The following is a 21,510-nucleotide window of genomic DNA, read 5'->3' on the forward strand; positions in this document are numbered from 1 at the left end:
GGCGCCTGCCGCTCCCGGAGCGCTGCTCGCCACCGGCCTGCCGGTTGCCGACGGCTGGCTGCGACGGCTGAGGGTTGTCGGCGGTCTGCCGTCGCTCGCAGCGTGCTGCTGCTGCTCGGCGCTCGGCGCCGATCAGTTCAGCGACTGGACGGCGCGCGCGGGTTCCGCCTCGGCGGCGTCGCCGTAGGGGCGCCACGCGCCGGGCGCATGCGCGAGCCGGTCGGCGACCACATTCAGCACCGCGGGATTCCACACCAGGCCGCAGTGGCTGCCGTCGACCTCGACGTTCTCGATCATCGGATGGTCCTCGCGCTGCACGCAGGCCTGCCAGGCGACGACGCCGTCGCTGCGGCTGTAGATGGCCGTGGTCGGCACCTGGGGCGCGGCCAGGAGGCGCGCCTTGAAGTCCTCGTCCAGCACCGGCAGCGCGCCGTTGATCCAGCGGTAGAGCAGGCTGACGTTGGTCTGCGCCGCCTCGCCGGTGATCGGCGTGCCGATCGTGATGACCTGCCGGACGGGCAGCGCGATGCGCTTGGCGATCTCGCGCGCGTAGATGCCGCCCAGGCTCCAGCCCACCAGCGAGACCGCCTGCGGCTGGTCGGCGACCAGCGCCTCGATGTCGGCGGCGAGGGCGTCGAGCCAGCGGTCGATGTTCCCCACCGGCCCGGTGTTCAGGCCGCGGCCCCAGTCGCGCGCCGCGTAGCCGAGGCCGTGGCAGAAGCCCACCAGCGGCGCGATCGACTGCGCGTCGGCCGCCAGGCCGGGGAACACGATGACGGGATGACCGTCACCGGGCGGATGACCGCTGCGGTCCATCAGGCGGCAGCTGGCGTATTCCATCGCGGCACGCAGCGGCTCGATGCCGAGCAGTGCCCAGGAGGGCGACGGGATGAGCGGCGCCGCGACGGGCAGCGCGCGGGCACGGACGGCGATCTTTTTCATGATGTCGGGGCCGGCCACGCCAGCGGGACGGGCGGGTCGGCATGAGGACCGTTGAGCCGATCTTTCCGCAAGGACCGACCCCTTGGGTACCCCCCGGAGGACGCATTGCGCCGTCGGACGGAACCTACAGCCGAGGGATCCGCAGGGGGAGGCTGCGCGTTCTCTCCCACCGTTGATGGAAGTCAGGGGGAGAGGCGGTTTTTCGATGGCGTGCGGGGCTAGGCTTTCTCCCGTCGAGCACCAGGCGGTGCCCAAGCGAAAGGAGTGGCGATGTTGTCGAAGATGAAGATCAGCACCGAAGGCGCGCCCGATCAGGTGCGGATGCCGGAAGAGATCCTGAGGCACCTCGGGGTCCAACCAGGAGAGGCCATCGATGTCGACTTCTGGTCGGACGGAACTTGCATCCTTCATCTGGTCCGAAAGAGCAGTCGCATCGAAAGCCTGTGCGGCGTCCTGGCTGATCGTCCACGCAAACGGAAGAAGCCGCTGTCTTTGAAACAGATGAAGAAGGCCATTGAGGAAGGCTGGGCGGGGAAACGGCGATGAAGGTGACGGCCGATACGAATCTCCTGTGTCGGCTCGTGCTCGATGACGATCTCGAGCAGAAGCAGCTTGTGGCCCGGGCGTTCGCTGCGGCGGAGGCCATCGTGATCGTGGCTGCCAGCCTTTGCGAAGTGGTCTGGGTACTGAAATCGCGTCATGGATTGACCTCGGATGACATCCGTCGACTGCTCCTCAAGCTGTTGCTGATTCCGCGGATCGACGTTGATCGAACGGCGGTGGATGCCGGACTCGACTTGCTCCAGGCCGGGGGCGATTTCGCTGATGGACTGATCGCCCTGGACGGGAGGCGTCGTGGTGGCACGGTGTTCCTGACCTTTGATCGGCGGGCGATTCAGCGGCTGCGTCGGCTGGGCTTCCTGGCGCGCTCGCCCTGATGCCGGGCAAGGGGACTCAATGAAAATCCCGGCTCTCCGTCCTCAAGCGCCCCAGCATCGGGGTCAGGTCTTCCATGTGGCCGGCGATCAGGTTGCGGACCTCGCCGCTGCGCTGCCACTTGCCCTTCACCGCCATCAGCCGCGAATGCAGCATGACCTGGCGCTGCCGCTGCCACAGCGCGCGGTGCACGATGACCTGGATGTCCCCGGTCTCGTCCTCCAGCGAGATGAAGATCGTCCCCTTGGCCGTCGCCGGCTGCTGCTTGACCGTCACGATCCCGCAGCCGCGCGCCGGGCGGCCATCCGGCAACTCGTTCAGTTCCCGCGCCGACATCCAGCGCTGCTCGCGCAGCATCGGTCGCAGCAGCGACAGCGGATGCCGCCGCAGCGTCAGGCCCAGCGACGCGTAGTCGAAGACGATCTCCTCGCCCTCCGGCGCCTGCGGCAGCGCCAGGAAGTCCTCCTGCACCGGCGCCGTCGACAGCAGCGGGGGCGGCGCATGCTGCGCGGCCGCGTCCCACATCTGCTGGCGCCGATGGCCGCTCAGGCTGGTCAGCGCGTCGCCTGCCGCCAGCATCGTCATCTGCTGCTGGTTCAGGCCGGTGCGGCGCGCCAGGTCCTCCGCGTCGTTGAACGGGCCGCGTCCGCGCTCGAGGCAGATCGCCGCCGCCGAGGCCTGCTGCAGGCCCTTCACCAGCCGCAATCCCAGCCGCACCGCCACCGGCGCCGCGTCGATCGCCAGCGCTTCATCCGACTCCAGATACGGGTCGCCGTCCTCGTCCTGCGCGATGCCGTCCGGATCCAGTGGCCGCGCATCGAGCGCCTCGGTGTCCTTGCCGCGGCGCGTGGGCCGGATCACGCGGCCATCGGCACGCTCCAGCGTGCAGTCCCAGTCGCTGTGCATCACGTCCGGCGGCCGCACCTCGACGCCGCTGCGTCTGGCGTCCTGCACCAGCTGACTCGGTGAATAGAAACCCAGCGGCTGCGCGTTCAGCATCCCCGCCAGGAATTCCGCCGTCCGGTGCTTCTTGAGCCAGCTGCTCGTGTAGACCAGCAACGCGAACGACGCGGCGTGCGACTCCGGGAAGCCGTACTCCGAGAAGCCCTTGATCTGCTCGAAGATCTGCTCCGCGAAGGACACCGGGTAGTCGCGCGCGCGCATTCCCTCGATCAGCTTCTCGCGGTATTTCCCCAGGTCGCCCTTGCGCTTCCAGGCCGCCATCGAGCGCCGCAGCTCGTCGGCCTCGCCGCCGGTGAAGCCTGCCGCGATCATCGCGATCTGCATCACCTGCTCCTGGAACACCGGCACGCCACGCGTGCGATCCAGCACCGATTCCAAACCCTTCGGGTAGACGACGGGTTCCAAGCCCTGCCGCCGCTGCAGGTAGGGATGCACCATCCCGCCCTGGATCGGACCGGGCCGCACGATCGCGACCTCGATGACCAGGTCGTAAAAGCATTCGGGCTTGAGCCGCGGCAGCATGCTGCGCTGCGCCCGGCTCTCGATCTGGAACACGCCGATCGTCTCGGCGCGCTGGATCATCTTGTAGGTGGCCTCGTCCTCGGCCGGGATGTCCTTGACCTCGAAGGGAGCCCGCTGGCGCTTGCCGATGAAGTCCAGCGTCTTGCGGATCGCCGTCAGCATGCCCAGCCCCAGCACGTCGACCTTGAGCAGCCCGACCGCGTCGAGGTCGTCCTTGTCCCACTCGATCACCGTGCGGTCCGGCATCGACGCGTTCTCCACCGGCACCATGCGCGTCAGCGGCCCCTGCGTCAGCACGAAGCCGCCCGGGTGCTGCGACAGGTGACGCGGGAAGCCGAGCAGCTCCGAGGTGATCGCCACCAGTTGCCGCACCGCGAGGTCGTTGGCGTCCAGGCCCGATTCGCGCAGCCGCTCCGCGTCGATGGTCTGACCGTCCCACCACTGGTGGTTGCCGCACAGCGTGTCCAGGGTCTGAGGCTCGAAGCCCAGCGCCTTGCCGACGTCGCGCAGCGCGCTCTTGACCCGGTACGAGATCACCACCGCCGCCAGCGCCGCGCGCTCGCGCGTGTACTTGCGATAGAGGTACTGGATGACCTCCTCGCGGCGCTCGTGCTCGAAGTCGATGTCGATGTCGGGCGGCTCGTTACGCTCCTTGCTGATGAAGCGCTCGAACAGCACCTGCATCCGCTGCGGATCGACCTCGGTCACGTGGGTGCAGTAGCAGACGATGGAATTGGCCGCGCTGCCGCGCCCCTGGCACAGGATGCCCTGCGAGCGCGCGAAGTGGACGATGTCGGCCACGGTGAGGAAGTAATGCTCGTAGCGCAGTTCCTCGATCAGCGCGAGCTCGCGCTCGATCTGCTCGCTGACCGCCGCGGGAATGCCGTCGGGCCAGCGCCGGCCCGCGCCTTCGTAGGTCAGGCGGCGCAGGTGGCTGGCCGGCGTCTCGCCGTCGGGCACGACCTCCGAGGGGTAGTGGTAGCGCAGTTCGTCGAGCTTGAAGTCGCAGCGGGCGGCCACGCGCAGGGTCTCGGCCAGCAGCGCGGCCGGGAAGGCCAGCCCGAGCCGGCCGCGCGCGCGCAGGTGGCGCTCGGCGTTGCGGTCCAGCGCCTGGCCGCACTCGGTCAGCGGCCGGCCCAGCCGGGTCGCGGTCAACACGTCCTGCAGCGGCTTGCGGCTGCGCACATGCATGGTGACGTCGCCGACGGCCACCAGCGGGATCTCGGTCAGCGCGGCCGCCTCGCGCAGCCGCAGCAGGCGGCTTTCGTCGTCGAGCTCGCGGGTCTGGGTCACGCCCAGCCAGCAGCGGCCGGTGAAGCGCGACAGCAGCCAGCGCGACATCGCCAGCAGCGGCGCGGCCGCCGCATGCCGGTCCGGGCAGGCGATGACGACGCAGTCATCCAGCGCCTGGGGGCCGATGTCGTCGATCGTGCAGCGGTAGCTGCCTTTGTCGGCCGAGCGCCGCAGCCGCGAGATCAGCTGGCACAGGTTGCCGTAGCCGTTCAGGTTGCAGGCCAGCGCCACCAGCGTGAAGGGAGCCTCTTCGTCCGGGCCGGCGCCGTCGCGCGGGTCGATGCGGAACTGGCTGCCCACGAGCAGCTTCAGCCCGTGCTGCTTGGCGGCCACGTGCGCGCGCACGATGCCGGCCATCGAGCATTCATCGGTGATCGCGAGCGCGCGGTAGCCGAGTTCCTTGGCGCGCTCGACCAGTTCCTCGGGCCAGCTGGCGCCCTTGAGGAAGCTGAAGTTGCTGAGGCAGCGCAGTTCGGCGTAGTCCGGCAGCGCAGGTAGCGCGGGCAGTGCGGTGGCGGGCAGGGCAGGCGGGGCGGTCATCGTTCGACCCCGTTCAGGCGTAGACGCCATGCAGGAACCAGGCGCTGCCACCATCGTCCAGCTGCTGCCGGAAGATGGCGACGACGCCCGCGTTGTCGTTGACCGCGATCCAGTAGTCGCGCACGACGTTGCGGTGGCCGACGGCCACCATCGCCGCGTCGTCCTGTGGCACGAGCGCGGTGAAGGGCGGCGCGGTCTGGTCCCGGGCTCCGGCTCCGGCTCCAGCTCCAGCTCCAGCTCCGGTCCCAGTCCCGGCCGCCGCGTCCGCTGGCGCTCGCGCCGGCAGGCGGTCCCACCAGCCGCCCTCGATGCGGTCGGGACCGACCAGCAGCGTCAGCGCGCCCTGGTAATGCGGCCGGTGTTCGCGCAGCGCCAGGCGCAGCGGCGGCTCCAGCAGGAAGCCGGGTTCGGGCATGGACGGCGCGGGCCGCGCCGCCAGGCGGCGGCGCCCCGTGCCGGAGGCGCCGGCGCGCTGGCCGTCGGTGGCGGGCTGCCAGCGCGTCATCCATTCGAGCCGGTGATCGTCGCCAGGCGCCGGCTGCATCACCCGCTCCGGGCCCAGGCGCGCGGCGATGCGCTCCAGCGTCAGATAGAGCGTCTCGCCGGTGCGCACCGTGTCGGGCAGCAGCGAGGCGCTGTCCTCGGTCAGGGCCTGGACGCCGATCGCCTCCAGCCTCAGCTCGCCCACCGGCGCCAGCAGCTTCGTCTTGGCCAGGTGCTCGGCCATCAGCCGGCAGAAGTGCTCGAGCGCGCGGATCGGCTCGGCGGTGCGGATCGTCAGCGATCCGCCATCGCCGGCATCCTTGGCGCGCATCGAGTCGTGCACCCAGTGCAGCGTCACGCCGGTCGCGCCGGCATGGCGCGCCGCCAGCCAGCCGCACAGCCGCATCAGCAGCGGCCGCGCGCCCAGCAGCAGCGCCGGCGCGTGGTCCACGCGGCCGGGCAGCTCGATGCGGGCGTGGAAATCCTCCGGCAGCACTTCCCAGCGATGCGCCTCCGGACGCAGCCCGTAGGCCTGGTCCAGCATCGCCAGCAGTGCCGCGCCGAAGCGCCGGCTGATGCCGCCGCGCGGCAAGGCCCGCAACTGGCCCAGCGTGTTGATGCCGGCACGGCTCAGCGGCTCGGCATGTTCGGCGCCGGCGCTCAGCGCCTGCAGCGGGAGCGGATCCAGCACCGCCTGCAGCAGCCGGCCGCCCAGGTCCGGCACGCCGCAACGCGCCAGCACCAGCGCGGCGGTGGCCGTCGGCGCCCAGCCGATGCCGACGGCGCCCAGGTCCGGCGCCTCGTCGGCGATGCGCGCCTGGAGCGCGCCCCGGCCGCGGAACAGCCGCAGGCTGGCCTCGACCTCCATGACGACGGCGTCCTCCATCAGCGCCACGCGCGGCGTGAACTGCAGGCACCACACGGCCAGCCCCGCCTGCGCCTCCGGACAGATCCCCCAGGGAGGGTCCGGCGGCGCGGCCGGATCAGCGGACGGCGCCGGCGGACGAGGCGGCAGGATCAGGGCGACCCACAACATCGGTCAGCTCCGGGAACAGGGCGAGCGGCTGCGGCGCGCGCGGGGATTCGGACAAGGCGGACGCTGCGGCGGGCGCGGCTTCGGTCGCGGCGGGCATGACCGGCGCGAGTGGCACGATCGGCGCGACGGGTCGCATCGTGCTGGGCCGCATCACCCGGGGCGTCAGCACCCGCTCGAGCCCGCCCGGGATGGACGCGAGCCGCAGCGGCGTCTCATGGGCGGGGCCCTTGCGCTTGAGGATCAGGACGTCCAGCGCCCAGTCGACGTCGATCGTCACCTGCAGCCGCAGCGGCGCCGGCGAGGGGTCGTGGCGCGCGGCCAGCGGCCGGAACAGGAATACCGGCCCCTCGAAGGACTGCGCCAGCACCTGCAGCCGCCGCAGCTGTTCCGGCGCGGCCTGCGGCATCCAGGCCAGCACCGCGCCGGCGGCGTTGGACTTGATCAACTGCTCGGCGCACCAGAGACGCTCCGAGGGCGCGCGCGCGTCGATCCAGACCAGGTGGCGCTCATCCAGTCCCAGGTGCATCAGGCCGGGCAGGTGCGGGCGCTTGGGCGGGCCGACCATCGCCACCGCGGCGCCGTCGGCCACCACGCGCCGCAGCGCCGGGCCGGCCAGCCGCCATTCGGCCAGCGAGAACTGCGGCAGCAGCAGTTCGGTCAGCTGGCGGCCGGGCCAGCCGCCGCCGGGCAGTTCCGCGTCCAGCGCGTCGAAGCCGCTGGGCCAGACCGTGTCGGTGCCGCGGCCCAGCGCGTCGCCGCGCCAGACGGCCTCGGCCACGGCGGGGGGAAGGGGCAAGGGCAGGACGGACATGGCGGAACGATCAGCGGCACGGTCGGCGGAAGAGACGACAACGCCGGTCGTGACACCGGCGTTGAGAACTGTATGTGCATACAGTATAGGTGGGACGGCCGACCCGTCCAGCGGATGTCGCGCTTCAAGTGGGGAGAATGTCCCGCTCCCTGGACGCCTGCCCGAAGCTCAGCGCGAAGCGCGTCCCGCCGTTGGCGGGCGCCTCCAGGCTGACGGTCCAGCCCAGGTGCTCGGCCACGCGCTTGACGATGGCCAGGCCCAGCCCGGCGCTGCCGGCGCCGGCCGGGTCCACCTGCATGAAGCGGTCGAAGATGCGGTCGCGCACGGCCGGCGGGATGCCGATGCCGGTGTCCTCGATGACGACGCGGCCGGCCTCGAGCCGGATGTCGACGCGGCCCTCCTCGGTGAACTGGCAGGCGTTGCGGATCAGGTTGCCCAGCGCGATCGCGGCGAGCTCCGGCCGCGCCGGCACTTCCAGGGCGGCATCGGCGGGAGCGGCATGCAGCGTCATCTCGACGGCCTTGCCCTTGAGCAGCGGCCGGCAGCGCTCCATCTCCTGGCGCAGCAGCGGCAGCACCGCGGTCGGCGGCGCGCCGATGCTGGCCGGATCGCGCGACAGCAACAGCATCGCGACTACGCGCTCGCTGGTGTCGGCGGCGGTGCGGCGAATGCGCTCGGCCAGCTCGACCATGTCGTCGCGGCCGTGCAGGCGCGCCTTCAGCACCTCGGCGGCGCCCAGCATCACCGCCAGCGGGGTGCGCAGCTCATGGCTGACATCGCCGGTGAACCAGCGCTCGCGGTCCAGGTAGCGCTGCTGGGCCTCGGTCTTGGCCGCGAAGGCGCGCGACAGCACGCCCAGCTCGTCGGTGGAATCCTGCAGTGGGTACTCGCGCGGCGCGGCGCCGGTCTCCACCGCGCGCGCCAGCGCGGTCACCGGCGCGACGATGCGGCTCGCGGTCAGCTGCGCCAGGAACAGCGCCAGCCCCAGGCAGCAGACGAAGGCCAGGCCGAGCAGGCCGTAGACGCCCGCCTCGATCTTGGCGAAGTCCTCGTCGCGGTCGGTCAGCACGAAGACCGGGCCGAGGTCGTCCCGGACCAGCGCGCTGACCAGCTGGCCGTCCTGCGGCAGCGTGTACTTGCCGGGCGGCTTCCCGCGCAGCGGGGCCGGAATCTCCGTGCCGCGGTAGAGCGTGACGCTGGGCGGCAGGTCGGGCTCCAGGCCCTGCCGCTCGCGGGCGATCAGCTCATCGGCGGTGCGGCTCAGGCGCTGGTCGATCAGGCGGTCCTCGATGCTCGAGGCGATGCGCACCGCCGCCACGGCGAAGGCGCCGCAGACCAGCAGGGTCAGCAGCAGGAAGGCCGCGGCGACGCGCGTGCGCAGCGTCGTCGGCGCGGCGGTGGAGCGCAGGCGCCAGGGCGCGCGGGTCACGCGGAGCTCAGCCCGCATCGGGCGACACCAGCCGGTATCCGATGCCCGGATGGGTCTTCAGCAGCGGGACGGGGAAGGGCTTGTCCAGCGCCGAGCGCAGCGCGTGGATGTGGGTGCGCAGCGCATCGCTGTCGGGCGGGTCGTTGCCCCAGACCTCGCGTTCCAGGTCCTCGCGGCGGACCAGCTTGGGGGCCTCGCGCAGCAGGGCCGAGAGCAGCTTGTAGCCGGTGGGCGTGAGCTGCAGCGGCTTGCCGGCGCGGGTGGCTTCCAGCGTGTCGGGGTCGAAGCTGACGTCGGCGTAGCTCACCGCCGAGCTCAGGTTCAACCCGTGGGAGCGCCGCATCAGCGCCTTGAGGCGGATCTCGAGTTCGACCAGCGAGAAGGGCTTGACCAGGTAGTCGTCGGCGCCGCTCTCGAAGCCGGTGACCTTGTCGGCGATGGTGTCGCGCGCGGTCAGCATCAGGATGGGGGTCGGCCGGCGGAAGTCCTTGCGCAGGCGCCGGGCCACGTCCAGCCCGTCCAGGCCGGGCAGGGTCAGGTCCAGCACGATCGCGTCGTAGGAGCCGGCGGCGGCCTGCGCCAGCCCGCCCAGGCCGTTGCGGGCCACGTCCAGTTCGTAGCCCATCGGCTCGAGGTAGGCGAACAGGTTGGCGACGATGTCCGGGTTGTCTTCGATGACCAGCAGCTTCATGACGAGGCTCACGTTCCTGCGGCGCCGGGCGCCGCGTCGTCCTGGGGAGGGAGCCCGGAGGGGGGAAGTCCCCCGCCGGGCCCGCGGATGCCGGGAATGCTATGCGAGTCGGCCCGCGCTGACCTGTCGCGGGGCTGTCGCCCGGCGCGGCTCGGGTCACGGCCCCGGGAGCGGCCTCGGGATCGGCGCCAAGCATCGGGCGATCTTCGCGCAAGGGGCCAAAACTTCCAGGGTTCCATCGCCTTCGTCACCTTTCGTGACGCAAGTCCCGCTGCCGTCACCGACCGAGCGGTCGGGAGATGACTTGAAATGCGGCGCAGGCGCATAATTTGCGGGTTAACCCCTATGCTTGCCCCCCTCTTCTCCATCCCGGCCGTCGAGCGGCTCACCCACACGCCCCGGCTGACCCTGCGTCCGCCCGCGGCGGCGGACGCCCGGACCTTCCGCGACCTGCTGTGCGACCCGGCGAATCGTCGATTCGAATCCGGCGGTCCCGCCATGTCCGAGCGGCTGGAGCAATGGCGCGGGCTGTGGGCGCGCGACGGGCTGGGGCCGTGGGCGGTCGCGCTGCGCGAGCAGCCTTCGCTCGGCGCGATCGGCTTCGGCGGCCTGAGCCGGGGGCGGATCTGCGGCGCGCCGGCGCTGCTGCTGGAGTTCCATTTCCTGTCCGACCACTGGGGCCAGGGGTATGCGGCGGAGATGTCGCTGGCGGCGCTGGCGCTGGCCTTCGACAGCCTGCACGCGACCTCGGTGCAGGCGCTGCTGGCGCCGGGCAACACCGCGGCGCGCAAGACGCTGGAGCGGGTCGGGCTGCGGCTGACCGGCTCGGTCGCCGAGCATCCGGGCGAGGCGGCCAGCCTGCTCTACGAGATCAACGCCGCGCAGTACGCCGCGCATCCGCCGGCGCAGCCCGAGGCGACGCCGTTCGGCGCCTGAGGCCGGCCGGCCCCGCGCCCGCGGACCGACGCCGCCCCGGCGCCGCTACTGCTGCGGATACACCCGCAGTCCCGCGAGGTCCAGTACCCGCAGTCCGCCATACTCGACCGCGATGAGCCGCTGCGCCTGCAGGTGGCGCAGGGCCTCGTTGACGCGCTGGCGCGAGAGCCCCACCAGATGCCCCAGTTCCTGCTGCGTGATGCGCAGCAGCCCGTTCACACCGGGGTACAGCTGGGGATGGAACAGCGCTGCCAGGTTGCGGGCGACGCGCAGGTCGGGATCGCTCTGGCGGTCGATCTCGCGCGCGGCGATGAACTGGCCCAGCCGCTCGTTGAGCTGGTTCAGCACGTAGCGGTTGAAGGCCAGGCTGGTCTCCAGCAGTTCATGGAAGCTGTCCAGCGGCAGGCCGGCGACGACGCTGCGGCGCAGCGCCTGGATGTTGTAGCGGTAGGCCTCGCGCTTGAGCAGGGTGCCCTCGCCGAACCAGCCGCCCGGCGGCACGCCGGTGAAGGTGACCTGGCGCGCCGCCGCCTCGTCGTTGCTCATCTTGAGCAGGCCGTCGATGACGCCGAACCAGAAATTGGCTTCGCGCCCGATGCGGCAGATGCGCTCGCCGACCTCCACCTCCGCCACCTGGATGCTGGCGGAGACCCGCTCGCGCAGTTCCGGCTCGATCGCCTTCAGCCAGGGGATGGCGCCCATCTCCTGCGCGCTCGCGGCCCGCGCCCGCAGCCGCAGCGGCTGCGTCGGCACGGTCCCCGACAGGGACGGGTGCAGGGGCGGCGGGGACGGCGAACCCAGCGCGGCGCGGACAGCGGTGTCGGTGATCGAGGCCATCCCCCGTTCATCGCGCCGGCGCATGACAACAGCCTGACGCGCCCCCCTGGGGAAAACGCTGCCCCGAACTCTCCCTAGGAATGTCGTCGCAACGACAACACGGCGTCAATGAGCCGGCCTACAGTCCATTCACCCCGCGGCATGAGCGCCTCCATCAGAGACGGCGACAGCGGGGACCACAAGGAGACGACGGTGGACCAGACCTTCCCCCGCTTGCTGCTCGCCCATGCACGGCAGCGCCCCGGCGCGCCGGCGCTGCGCGAGAAGGAGCTCGGCATCTGGCAGACGCTGGACTGGGCCGGGCTCGCGGCGCTGGTGCGCGATCTCGCGCACGGCTTCGCCGCCGCCGGCATGGCGCGCGGCCAGCACCTGGTGGTCATCGGCGAGAACCGGCCGCGGCTGTACGCGGCCATGCTCGCCGCGCAGTCGCTGGGCGCGATCCCGGTGCCGCTGTACCAGGACGCGGTGGCCGCCGAGTTCGTCTACCCGCTGCAGAACGCCGAGGTGGCCTTCGCCGTCGTCGAGGACCAGGAGCAGGTCGACAAGCTGCTCGAGATCCGCGACCAGTGCCCGGCGCTGCGCCGCGTCTGGTTCGACGATCCGCGCGGCCTGCGCCATTACGCGGCCGACGGCCTGGGCTCGATCGACGGCCTGTGCGACGACGGCCGCGCCCATGCGATGCGCCATCCCGGCTGGTTCGAGCGCGAGGTCGAGGCCGGCCGCGCCGAGGACGTGGCGGCGATGTTCTTCACCTCCGGCACCACCGGCCATCCGAAGGGCGTGGTCCACACCCACGCGACGCTGATCGACCGCGCGCAGGCGGGCGCGCGCTTCGACCGCCTCACCCACGACGAGGAGGTGCTGGCCTACCTGCCGTGCGCCTGGATCGGCCAGAACATCTTCAGCTACGCGCAATGGCTGGCCTGCGGCTACGTCGTCAACTGCCCCGAGTCGGCCAGCACCGTCAGCATCGACCTCAAGGAGATTGGCCCGACCTACTACTTCGCGCCGCCGCGCGTCTTCGAGGGCCTGCTCACCAGCGTGATGATCCGCATGGAGGACGCCGGCGCGCTCAAGCGCTGGCTCTTCGCCCGCTGCATGGCGCTGGCCCGTCGCGTCGGGCCCGCGCTGATGGACGGCCAGCCGGTCGGCGGCTGGGAGCGCTTCAAGTACCGGCTCGGCGACCTCGCCGTCTACGGGCCGCTGCGCAACGCGCTGGGCTTCTCGCGGGTGCGCGTGGCCTACACCGCCGGCGAGGCCATCGGCCCGGACCTGTTCAGCTTCTACCGCTCGATCGGCATCAACCTCAAGCAGCTCTACGGCTCGACCGAGACCGCAGTCTTCGTCTGCCTGCAGCCCGACCACGAGGCCCGGTCCGACACCGTCGGCGTGCCCATCGACGGCGTGGAGATCAAGCTCGCCGAGAGCGGCGAGATCCTGGTGCGCTCGCCGGGCCTGCTCAAGGGCTACTACAAGAACCCCGAGGCGACGGCCGAGGTGCTGGGCGCCGACGGCTGGTACCGCACCGGCGACGCGGGTTTCCTCGATGCCGGCGGCCACCTGAAGATCATCGACCGCGCCAAGGACGTCGGCCGCCTGCGCGGCGGCGCGCATGACGGCGCGATGTTCGCGCCCAAGTACGTCGAGAACAAGCTCAAGTTCTTCGCCTTCGTGAAGGAGGCGGTGGCCTTCGGCGATGGCCGCGACCGCGTCTGCGCCTTCGTCAACATCGACTTCGAGGCCGTCGGCAACTGGGCCGAGCGCCGCAACCTGCCCTATGCCGGCTACACCGACCTGGCCGGCAAGCCCGAGGTCTACGCGCTGATCCGCGACTGCGTGGAGAAGGTCAATGCCGACCTCGCGCAGGACGAGCGCCTGGCCGGCAGCCAGATCACCCGCTTCCTCGTGCTGCACAAGGAGCTGGATGCCGACGACGGCGAGCTCACCCGCACCCGCAAGGTCCGCCGCGGCGCGATCGCCGACAAGTACCAGGTGCTGATCGAGGCGCTCTACGACGGCCGGCCCTCGCAGTACATCGAGACGGCGGTCCGCTTCGAGGACGGCCGCAGCGGCAGCGTCGCCGCCGACCTGCGCATCGAGGAGGCCCGCACCTTCTCGCCCACCCGGAGGGCCGCCTGATGAGCGCCATCGCCACCGCGCCGGGCTCGGCGCTGTTCCAGGATGCCCAGGCCACCGCGGCCGTCGCCGATCCGGGCGCGCCCGCCGCGAGCGAGTCGCCCGCCGCGCAGCGCCGCGTTGGCGAGGTGATCCTGGAAGTCAGCAACATCACGCTGTCCTTCGGCGGCGTGAAGGCGCTCAACGACATCAGCTTCGACGTCCGCGAGCACGAGATCCGCGCCATCATCGGCCCCAACGGCGCGGGCAAGAGCTCGATGCTGAACTGCATCAACGGCGTCTACCAGCCGCAGCAGGGCCGGGTGCTGTTCCGCGGCGAGGACGTGCGCCGGCTCAGCCCGCGCACGCGGCTGCGCCGCATGGCCGAGATGGGCGTGGCGCGCACCTTCCAGAACCTGGCGCTGTTCAAGGGCATGAGCGTGCTGGACAACATCATGAGCGGCCGCAACCTGCGCATGCGCACCGGCCTGTTCGCACAGGCCTTTCGCAATCCGTGGTGGAGCCCCGCGGAGCGCGAGGAGATCGCGCACCGCGAGCAGGTCGAGCGCATCATCGATTTCCTCGAGATCCAGCCGTATCGCAAGACGCCGGTGGGCCGGCTGCCCTACGGGCTGCAGAAGCGCGTCGACCTGGGCCGCGCGCTGGCGATGGAGCCCAAGGTGCTGCTGCTGGACGAGCCGATGGCCGGCATGAACGTCGAGGAGAAGCAGGACATGTGCCGCTTCATCCTGGACGTCAACGACGAGTTCGGCACCACCATCGTGCTGATCGAGCACGACATGGGCGTGGTGATGGACATCAGCGACCGCGTCGTCGTGCTGGACTACGGCCGCAAGATCGGCGACGGCCGGCCCGACGAGGTCCGCGCCAACGAGGACGTGATCCGCGCCTACCTCGGCGCCTCGCATTGACGGCAGCACGCAGGAGCGATCGACATGGGCTTCTTCCTCGAAACGCTGATCGGCGGCCTGATGACGGGCATGCTGTATTCGCTGGTGGCGCTGGGCTTCGTGCTCATCTTCAAGGCCAGCGGCGTCTTCAACTTCGCTCAGGGCGCGATGGTGCTGTTCGCGGCGCTGGCGATGGCGCGCTTCGCCGAGTGGATCCCGCGCTGGACCGGCCTGAGCGGCAAGCTCGCGGTCAATCTGCTGGCCTTCCTCGTGGCGATGGCGCTGATGGTGGCCGTCGCCTGGCTGATCCAGAAGCTGGTGCTGTCGCGCCTGGTCAACCAGGAGGGCATCACGCTGCTGATGGCCACGCTGGGCATCACCTACTTCCTGGACGGCTTCGGGCAGACGCTGTTCGGCTCCGACATCTACAAGATCGACGTGGGGCTGCCCAAGGACCCGGTGTTCCTCATGGAGCAAAGCTTCCAGGGTGGCGTGATGGTCAACCAGGAGGACCTGGCGGCCGCGCTGATCGCCGCTGTGCTGGTCGCCGCGCTGTCGCTGTTCTTCCGCTTCACCGGCACCGGCCGAGCGCTGCGCGCCGTGGCGGACGACCACCAGGCGGCGCAGTCGATCGGCATCCCGCTGTCGCGCATCTGGGTGATCGTGTGGAGCGTGGCCGGCTTCGTCGCGCTGGTGGCCGGCATCATCTGGGGTTCCAAGCTGGGCGTGCAGTTCTCGCTGTCGCTGGTGGCGCTCAAGGCGCTGCCGGTGGTGATCCTGGGCGGGCTGACCTCGGTGCCGGGCGCGATCATCGGCGGGCTGATCATCGGCGTCGGCGAGAAGCTGTCGGAGATCTACATCGGCCCGTCGCTGGGCGGCGGCATCGAGATCTGGTTCGCCTACGTGCTGGCGCTGGTCTTCCTGCTGGTGCGGCCGCAAGGGCTCTTCGGCGAGAAGATCATCGACCGCGTCTGAACGGCCCGAACGCCTGAAACGGAGAACGACATGCTCTATCGCGAGAACGGCCAGTTCAAGACGAGCTACGGCGCGGACCAGCAGATCTTCCCGATCGCGCAGGACCGCGTGGCCATGGGGCTGCTGCTGGCGCTGGCGGTCATCGTGGTGCCGGGACTCGCGAGCGAGTACCTGCTGCGCGCGATCCTGATCCCCTTCCTGATCCTGTCGCTGGCGGCGCTGGGCCTGAACATCCTGGTCGGCTACTGCGGGCAGATCTCGCTGGGCACGGGCGGCTTCATGGCGGTGGGGGCCTACGCGGCCTTCAACTTCCTGGCGCGGGTGGACGGCATGCCGGTGGTCGCCGCCATCCTGCTGGGCGGGCTGTGCGCGACGGTGGTGGGCGTGCTCTTCGGCATCCCGTCGCTGCGCATCCGCGGCCTGTACCTGGCGGTGGCGACGCTGGCCGCGCAGTTCTTCTGCGACTGGGCCTTCCTGCGCATCAAGTGGCTGACCAACGATTCGCCCTCGGGCTCCGTCGGCGTGTCGGGGCTGTCGGTGCTGGGGCTGCCGGTGGAGACGCCGGTGCAGAAATACCTGTTCTGCCTGGCCTTCGTGCTGGTGTTCGGGCTGATCGCCAAGAACCTGGTGCGCGGGCACATCGGCCGCAGCTGGATGGCGATGCGCGACATGGACGTCGCCGCCGCCGTCATCGGCATCCGGCCGATGGCGGCCAAGCTCAGCGCCTTCGCGGTCAGCAGCTTCATCGTCGGCGTGGCCGGCGCGCTGTGGGCCTTCATCCACCTGGGCTCGTGGGAGCCGGCGGCGTTCTCCATCGACCGCAGCTTCCAGCTGCTGTTCATGGTCATCATCGGCGGGCTCGGCTCGATCGCCGGCGCCTTCTTCGGCGCCGCCTTCCTGGTGGTGCTGCCGATCGTGCTGGACAACCTGCCGTACTGGTTCGGCATCCCGATCGACACCGCGCTGGCCTCGCACCTGACGACCATGATCTTCGGCGCGCTGATCGTGTTCTTCCTGATCGTCGAGCCGCACGGCCTCGCGCGGCTCTGGCAGATCGCCAAGGAGAAGCTGCGCCTGTGGCCTTTCCCGCATTGAGCGCCGCATTGATTCCGCAGTTCCCCCGCAGTCCTTCCGGTTCCGACACATTCAACAAGGCATCACGAGTGCCACCAGGAGACAGACCGATGAAGCCACACAAGACCTCGACGATCGCGGCGCGCGCCGCGCTGATGCTGGCCGCCGCGGCCAGCCTGCTGGGCGGCTCGGGCGCCGCGCTGGCGCAGGCCAAGGAGCAGTTCATCCCGCTGCTGGTCTACCGCACCGGCCCGTATGCGCCCAACGGCACGCCGTGGGCCAACGGCAAGCAGGACTACCTGAAGCTGATCAACGCGCGCGACGGCGGCATCAACGGCGTGAAGATCACCTTCGAGGAATGCGAGACCGGCTACGCCACCGACAAGGGCGTCGAGTGCTACGAGCGGCTCAAGGGCAAGGGCGCATCGCTGTTCGATCCGCAGGCCACCGGCATCACCTTCGCGCTGACCGACAAGGTGCCCACCGACAAGATCCCGCTGGTGACGCTGGGCTACGGGCTGTCGGCCTCGCAGGACGGCAATGTCTTCAAGTGGAATTTCCCGATGATGGGCAGCTACTGGACCGCCGCCGACATGCTGATCCAGCACCTGGCGAAGAAGGAGGGCGGCTTCGACAAGCTCAAGGGCAAGAAGATCGCGCTGGTCTATCACGACTCGCCCTTCGGCAAGGAGCCCATCCCGCTGCTGGAGGAGCGGCAGAAGATGCATGGCTTCGAGCTGGTGAAGATTCCGGTGACCGCGCCCGGCGTCGAGCAGAAGTCGGCCTGGCTGCAGGTGCGCCAGCAGCGTCCGGACTACGTGCTGCTGTGGGGCTGGGGCGTGATGAACTCGACCGCGCTGAAGGAGGCCCAGGCCACCGGCTATCCGCGCGAGAAGATGTACGGCGTGTGGTGGGCCGGCGCCGAGCCCGACGTCAAGGACGTGGGTGAGGGCGCCAAGGGCTACAACGCGCTGGCGCTGAACGGCTCGGGTCAGCAGGCCAAGGTCATGCAGGACATCCTCAAGCATGTCCATGAGAAGGGCCAGGGCAGCGGACCCAAGGACGAGGTCGGCTCGGTGCTGTACACGCGCGGGATGATCATCTCGATGCTCAGCGTCGAGGCGATCCGCCGCGCGCAGGAGCGCTTCGGCAAGGGCAAGGTCATGACCGGCGAGCAGGTGCGCTGGGGCCTGGAGAACCTGTCCATCGACCAGAAGCGGCTCGACGCGCTCGGCCTGGGCAACCTGATCCGGCCGATCTCCACCTCCTGCCAGGACCACATGGGCTCCACCTGGGCGCGCGTCCACACCTGGGACGGCAGCAAGTGGAACTTCTCCTCCGACTGGCTGCAGGCCGACGAGCAGATCATCAAGCCGATGGTCAAGGCGGCGGCGGACAAGTACGCCAGCGACAAGAAGGTCACCCGCCGCACCCCGGCGGACTGCCAGAGCTGAGCCCGGAGCGCGCCATGACCAAGGTCCTCCTGAACGTCAACGGCATCGAGGTCATCTACAACCACGTGATCCTCGTGCTCAAGGGGGTCTCGATGCAGGTGCCGGAAGGACGCATCGTGGCGCTGCTCGGCGGCAACGGCGCCGGCAAGACCACGACGCTGCGCGCGGTGAGCAACCTGCTCGCCGGCGAGCGCGGCGAGGTGACCAAGGGCTCGATCGAGCTGCGCGGCGAGCGCATCGAGCGCCTGTCCACCTCCGCCATGGTCGACCGCGGCGTCATCCAGGTGATGGAAGGCCGTCACTGCTTCGCGCACCTGACGATCGAGGAGAACCTGCTGACCGGCGCCTACACCCGCAAGGACGGCAAGGCCGCGGTGGCCGAGACCCTCGAGAAGGTCTACGCCTACTTCCCGCGCCTGAAGACGCGGCGCGGCTCGCAGGCGGCCTACACCTCCGGCGGCGAGCAGCAGATGTGCGCGATCGGGCGCGCGCTGATGGCCAATCCGAAGATGGTGCTGCTGGACGAGCCCTCGATGGGCCTGGCGCCGCAGATCGTCGAGGAGGTCTTCGAGATCGTCCGCGACCTCAACCAGAAGGAGCGCACCACCTTTCTGCTGGCCGAGCAGAACACCAGCATGGCGCTGCGCTACGCCGATTACGGCTACATCCTCGAGAACGGCCGCGTCGTCATGGATGGCGAGGCCCAGGCGCTGCGGGACAACGAGGACGTGCGCGAGTTCTACCTCGGCATGGGCGGCACCGACCGCAAGAGCTTCCGCGACGTCAAGAGCTACAAGCGCCGCAAGCGCTGGCTGGCCTGAGGCCCGCCGCGCGCCCGACCGGAGATCCAAGGGAGAGCAGTTCATGGACAACGACTTCTTCGCGCCACCGCCGTTCAAGGTCGAGGAGGCGCTCGTGCAGCTCCGCCGCGCGCTGCGCGACCTGCGCCAGCTCACCGAGCGCGGCGACAGCTGGAGCTTCGAGGGCAGCGAGGTCCTCCGGCTGTCGGCCGGCGACGGCCAGATCAGCGCGCAACTGGCGAAGAAGCCGATGCGCAGCCCCGACTGGGAGACCCGCGCCTGCCGCAGCGCCGCCGACGTGCGCAAGCTCCAGGACGACCTCAAGCGCCGGCTCGCGCAATGGGCGGACGAGTGATGGCCGCGGAGTTCTACGACACCCTCGAGGCCCGCGATCCCGCGCTCCGCGAGGCCGCCCTGATGGCGGCCCTGCCGCACCAGATCGCCAACGCGCGGCAGCACACCGAGGCCTTCGCCGCGCTGCTGGCCGAGGTCGAGCCCGACCAGGTCCGCAGCCGCGCCGCGCTGGCCCGGCTGCCGGTGACGCGCAAGTCGGAACTGCTGGCGCGCCAGCAGGCGGTGCGCGCCGACGGCGGGCGCGGCGCCTTCGAGCCCTTCGGCGGTTTCTCGACCATCGGCTGGCGCGGCCTGAAGCGCGACACCGGCGCGCGCCGCGTGTTCCAGTCGCCCGGCACGATCTACGAGCCCGAGGGCCTGGGCCGCGACTACTGGCGCGTCGGACGCGCGCTGCACGCGGCCGGGCTGCGCGCCGGCGACCTGGTCCACAACTCCTTCAGCTACCACCTCACGCCCGCCGGCGCCATGATGGAAGGCGGCGCCGAGGCGCTGGGCTGCACCGTCTTCGCCGGCGGCGTCGGCAACACCGAGCTGCAGCTGCAGGCGATGGCTGAGCTGCGGCCCCATGCCTACGTCGGCACGCCCAGCTTTCTGAAGATCCTGCTCGACAAGGCGGCCGAACAGGGCCAGCCGCTGTCGGTGCGCAAGGCGTTGGTCAGCGGCGAGGCCTTCCCCGCCGCGCTGCGCGACTGGTGCGTCGAGCGCGGCGTGACCGGCTTCCAGTGCTACGCCACCGCCGACCTGGGCCTGATCGCCTACGAGACCTCGGCCCGCCAGGGCCTGGTCGTGGATGAGGGCGTCATCGTCGAGATCGTCCGCCCCGGCACCGGCGACCCCGTGCCCGAGGGCGAGGTCGGCGAGGTCGTCGTCACCACGCTCAACCCGGATTACCCGCTGATCCGCTTCGGCACCGGCGACCTGTCGGCGGTGCTGCCGGGCACCTGCCCGACCGGGCGCACCAACCTGCGCATCAAGGGCTGGATGGGGCGCGCCGACCAGAGCGCCAAGGTGCGGGGCATGTTCGTGCATGCCGGCCAGGTCGCCGAGGTGCTGCGGCGCTTCCCGCAGGCGCGGCGCGGGCGGCTGGTCGTCGAGGGGGAGATGGCGCAGGACCGGATGACGCTGCGGGTGGAGACGGCCGGCGCCGTTCCCGAGGGCCTGGCGGACCAGCTGGCCGTCGCCTTGCGCGAGGTGACCAAGCTGCGTGGCGAGGTGGCCTTCGTCGCCCAGGGCGCGCTGCCCAACGACGGAAAAGTCATCGAGGACCTGCGCAAGTTCGACTGATTTCCCGCTGTTTCGCGGCAGATGCCCGGGCCCCGGGCCCCGCAGGAGGCCGGCTTACGTAGTTTCCGAAGGTTGCAGGGAAGGGCGGCGACCTAGCATCCGCGCCATCACCCACACCTCCATCGAGGAAGAGACAGCCATGAAGAAGACCTTGCTCGCCTGTGTCGCGTTGCTGAGCGTCGGCGCCGCCTGGGCCGAATATCCCGACAAGCCGGTGACCATCGTCGTTCCGTTCGCCGCCGGCGGCCCGACCGACAAGGTCGCCCGCGACCTGGCCGAGGCGCTGCGCAAGCCGCTGAACGCGACCATCGTGATCGAGAACGTCGGCGGCGCCGGCGGCACGCTGGGCGCCACCAAGGTGTCCAAGGCCGCGCCGGACGGCTACACCCTGCTGCTGCACCACATCGGCATGTCGACCGCGCCGGCCCTGTACCGCAACCTGCAGTACAAGACCCTGGACGACTTCGAGTACCTCGGCCTGATCAACGAAGTGCCGATGACGCTGATCTCGCGCCCGAACCTGCCGGCCAACAACTACGCCGAGCTGCAGAAGTGGCTCCACGCCAACCAGGGCAAGATCAACCTGGCCAACGCGGGCCTGGGATCGGCGTCGCACCTGTGCGGCCTGCTCTACATGAGCACGATCAAGATCGACATGACCACCGTCCCCTACAAGGGCACCGGCCCGGCCATGACCGACCTGATCGGCGGCCAGGTCGACATCATGTGCGACCAGACCACCAACACCACCTCGCAGATCGACGGCGGCAAGGTCAAGGCCTTCGCGGTCTCGACGCCCAAGCGCCTGGGCGGCTCGCTGGCCAAGCTGCCGACGCTGGACGAATCCGGCGTGAAGGGCTTCAACGTGTCGATCTGGCACGGCATGTACGCGCCCAAGGGCACGCCCAAGGCGGTGCTGGACAAGATCAACACCGCGCTGAAGACGGCGCTCAAGGACGCCGACTTCCACAAGCGCGAGGAAGCGCTGGGCGCGGTGATCGTGACCGACAACCGCGTGAACCCGGCCGAGCACAAGAAGTTCGTCGAGGCCGAGATCCACAAGTGGACCCCGGTCATCAAGGCGGCCGGCCAGTACGCTGACTGATTGCCGATTGATCGCCGGC

At 70.5% G+C, this 21,510-nt stretch carries 19 protein-coding genes; 12 read left to right on the plus strand and 7 right to left on the minus strand.

The window, feature by feature from the left end:
* Positions 1 to 132: 132 nt before the first annotated feature.
* A complete protein-coding gene (locus ACTJKJ_RS11930; protein ID WP_440820560.1) occupies positions 133 to 942 on the minus strand; it encodes an esterase/lipase family protein in 810 nt (269 codons plus the stop codon).
* Positions 943 to 1,212: 270 nt separating this feature from the next.
* Here ACTJKJ_RS11930 and ACTJKJ_RS11935 point away from each other — a divergent pair, with 270 nt between their 5' ends.
* Positions 1,213 to 1,488, plus strand: a complete 276-nt coding sequence (locus tag ACTJKJ_RS11935) for a hypothetical protein (RefSeq protein ID WP_440820561.1) — start codon at positions 1,213 to 1,215, stop codon at positions 1,486 to 1,488.
* Positions 1,485 to 1,880: a PIN domain-containing protein gene (locus tag ACTJKJ_RS11940; RefSeq protein WP_440820562.1), complete on the plus strand. Its 396-nt coding sequence runs from the start codon at positions 1,485 to 1,487 to the stop codon at positions 1,878 to 1,880. The genes ACTJKJ_RS11935 and ACTJKJ_RS11940 overlap by 4 nt, the downstream gene beginning before the upstream one ends.
* Before the next feature lie 16 nt (positions 1,881 to 1,896).
* Here ACTJKJ_RS11940 and ACTJKJ_RS11945 read toward each other — a convergent pair whose 3' ends face one another.
* The 5 genes from ACTJKJ_RS11945 to ACTJKJ_RS11965 all read right to left on the minus strand — a co-directional run bounded on the left by ACTJKJ_RS11945 (position 1,897) and on the right by ACTJKJ_RS11965 (position 9,646).
* Positions 1,897 to 5,196 (minus strand): error-prone DNA polymerase, encoded by a 3,300-nt coding sequence (locus ACTJKJ_RS11945; RefSeq protein WP_440820563.1) that lies wholly within the window; start codon positions 5,194 to 5,196, stop codon positions 1,897 to 1,899.
* A 13-nt stretch (positions 5,197 to 5,209) separates the two neighbouring features.
* Positions 5,210 to 6,715 (minus strand): Y-family DNA polymerase, encoded by a 1,506-nt coding sequence (locus ACTJKJ_RS11950; RefSeq protein WP_440820564.1) that lies wholly within the window; start codon positions 6,713 to 6,715, stop codon positions 5,210 to 5,212.
* Positions 6,663 to 7,526, minus strand: a complete 864-nt coding sequence (gene imuA, locus ACTJKJ_RS11955) for a translesion DNA synthesis-associated protein ImuA (protein WP_440820565.1) — start codon at positions 7,524 to 7,526, stop codon at positions 6,663 to 6,665. Before imuA ends, ACTJKJ_RS11950 begins: the two co-directional genes overlap by 53 nt.
* A 124-nt stretch (positions 7,527 to 7,650) precedes the next feature.
* Positions 7,651 to 8,973 (minus strand): sensor histidine kinase, encoded by a 1,323-nt coding sequence (locus ACTJKJ_RS11960; protein WP_440820566.1) that lies wholly within the window; start codon positions 8,971 to 8,973, stop codon positions 7,651 to 7,653.
* On the minus strand, positions 8,963 to 9,646 hold the full coding sequence (locus ACTJKJ_RS11965; RefSeq protein WP_091725845.1) for a response regulator transcription factor: 684 nt from the start codon (positions 9,644 to 9,646) through the stop codon (positions 8,963 to 8,965). Before ACTJKJ_RS11965 ends, ACTJKJ_RS11960 begins: the two co-directional genes overlap by 11 nt.
* A gap of 345 nt (positions 9,647 to 9,991) precedes the next feature.
* Here ACTJKJ_RS11965 and ACTJKJ_RS11970 point away from each other — a divergent pair, with 345 nt between their 5' ends.
* Positions 9,992 to 10,582, plus strand: coding sequence for a GNAT family N-acetyltransferase (locus ACTJKJ_RS11970; protein WP_183481848.1), 591 nt, complete (start codon positions 9,992 to 9,994; stop codon positions 10,580 to 10,582).
* A 45-nt stretch (positions 10,583 to 10,627) separates the two neighbouring features.
* Here ACTJKJ_RS11970 and ACTJKJ_RS11975 read toward each other — a convergent pair whose 3' ends face one another.
* Positions 10,628 to 11,284: a Crp/Fnr family transcriptional regulator gene (locus ACTJKJ_RS11975; RefSeq protein WP_404932661.1), complete on the minus strand. Its 657-nt coding sequence runs from the start codon at positions 11,282 to 11,284 to the stop codon at positions 10,628 to 10,630.
* Between the two features lie 327 nt (positions 11,285 to 11,611).
* Here ACTJKJ_RS11975 and ACTJKJ_RS11980 point away from each other — a divergent pair, with 327 nt between their 5' ends.
* The 9 genes from ACTJKJ_RS11980 to ACTJKJ_RS12020 all read left to right on the plus strand — a co-directional run bounded on the left by ACTJKJ_RS11980 (position 11,612) and on the right by ACTJKJ_RS12020 (position 21,491).
* On the plus strand, positions 11,612 to 13,558 hold the full coding sequence (locus ACTJKJ_RS11980; protein ID WP_440820681.1) for an AMP-dependent synthetase/ligase: 1,947 nt from the start codon (positions 11,612 to 11,614) through the stop codon (positions 13,556 to 13,558).
* Positions 13,558 to 14,466: an ABC transporter ATP-binding protein gene (locus tag ACTJKJ_RS11985; protein ID WP_440820567.1), complete on the plus strand. Its 909-nt coding sequence runs from the start codon at positions 13,558 to 13,560 to the stop codon at positions 14,464 to 14,466. The genes ACTJKJ_RS11980 and ACTJKJ_RS11985 overlap by 1 nt, the downstream gene beginning before the upstream one ends.
* A gap of 24 nt (positions 14,467 to 14,490) precedes the next feature.
* A complete protein-coding gene (locus ACTJKJ_RS11990; RefSeq protein ID WP_091725832.1) occupies positions 14,491 to 15,420 on the plus strand; it encodes a branched-chain amino acid ABC transporter permease in 930 nt (309 codons plus the stop codon).
* Between the two features lie 30 nt (positions 15,421 to 15,450).
* Positions 15,451 to 16,515 carry a branched-chain amino acid ABC transporter permease gene (locus ACTJKJ_RS11995; RefSeq protein WP_147242214.1) on the plus strand — a complete coding sequence of 355 codons (1,065 nt, stop codon included), beginning with the start codon at positions 15,451 to 15,453 and terminating at the stop codon, positions 16,513 to 16,515.
* A gap of 89 nt (positions 16,516 to 16,604) precedes the next feature.
* A complete protein-coding gene (locus ACTJKJ_RS12000; protein ID WP_440820568.1) occupies positions 16,605 to 17,948 on the plus strand; it encodes an ABC transporter substrate-binding protein in 1,344 nt (447 codons plus the stop codon).
* 14 nt (positions 17,949 to 17,962) lie between these two features.
* A complete protein-coding gene (locus ACTJKJ_RS12005) occupies positions 17,963 to 18,769 on the plus strand; it encodes an ABC transporter ATP-binding protein (protein ID WP_183492600.1) in 807 nt (268 codons plus the stop codon).
* 43 nt (positions 18,770 to 18,812) lie between these two features.
* On the plus strand, positions 18,813 to 19,103 hold the full coding sequence (locus ACTJKJ_RS12010; protein ID WP_147242213.1) for a hypothetical protein: 291 nt from the start codon (positions 18,813 to 18,815) through the stop codon (positions 19,101 to 19,103).
* The gene (locus ACTJKJ_RS12015; protein WP_440820569.1) at positions 19,103 to 20,386 is read left to right on the plus strand and encodes a phenylacetate--CoA ligase family protein; all 1,284 of its coding nucleotides are present in this window, start codon (positions 19,103 to 19,105) and stop codon (positions 20,384 to 20,386) included. Before ACTJKJ_RS12010 ends, ACTJKJ_RS12015 begins: the two co-directional genes overlap by 1 nt.
* Positions 20,387 to 20,525: 139 nt before the next feature.
* Positions 20,526 to 21,491: a tripartite tricarboxylate transporter substrate-binding protein gene (locus ACTJKJ_RS12020; protein WP_183481842.1), complete on the plus strand. Its 966-nt coding sequence runs from the start codon at positions 20,526 to 20,528 to the stop codon at positions 21,489 to 21,491.
* Positions 21,492 to 21,510 lie beyond the last annotated feature (19 nt).

Source organism: Roseateles sp. 22389 (assembly GCF_052044995.1).
GTDB lineage: Bacteria > Pseudomonadota > Gammaproteobacteria > Burkholderiales > Burkholderiaceae_C > Roseateles.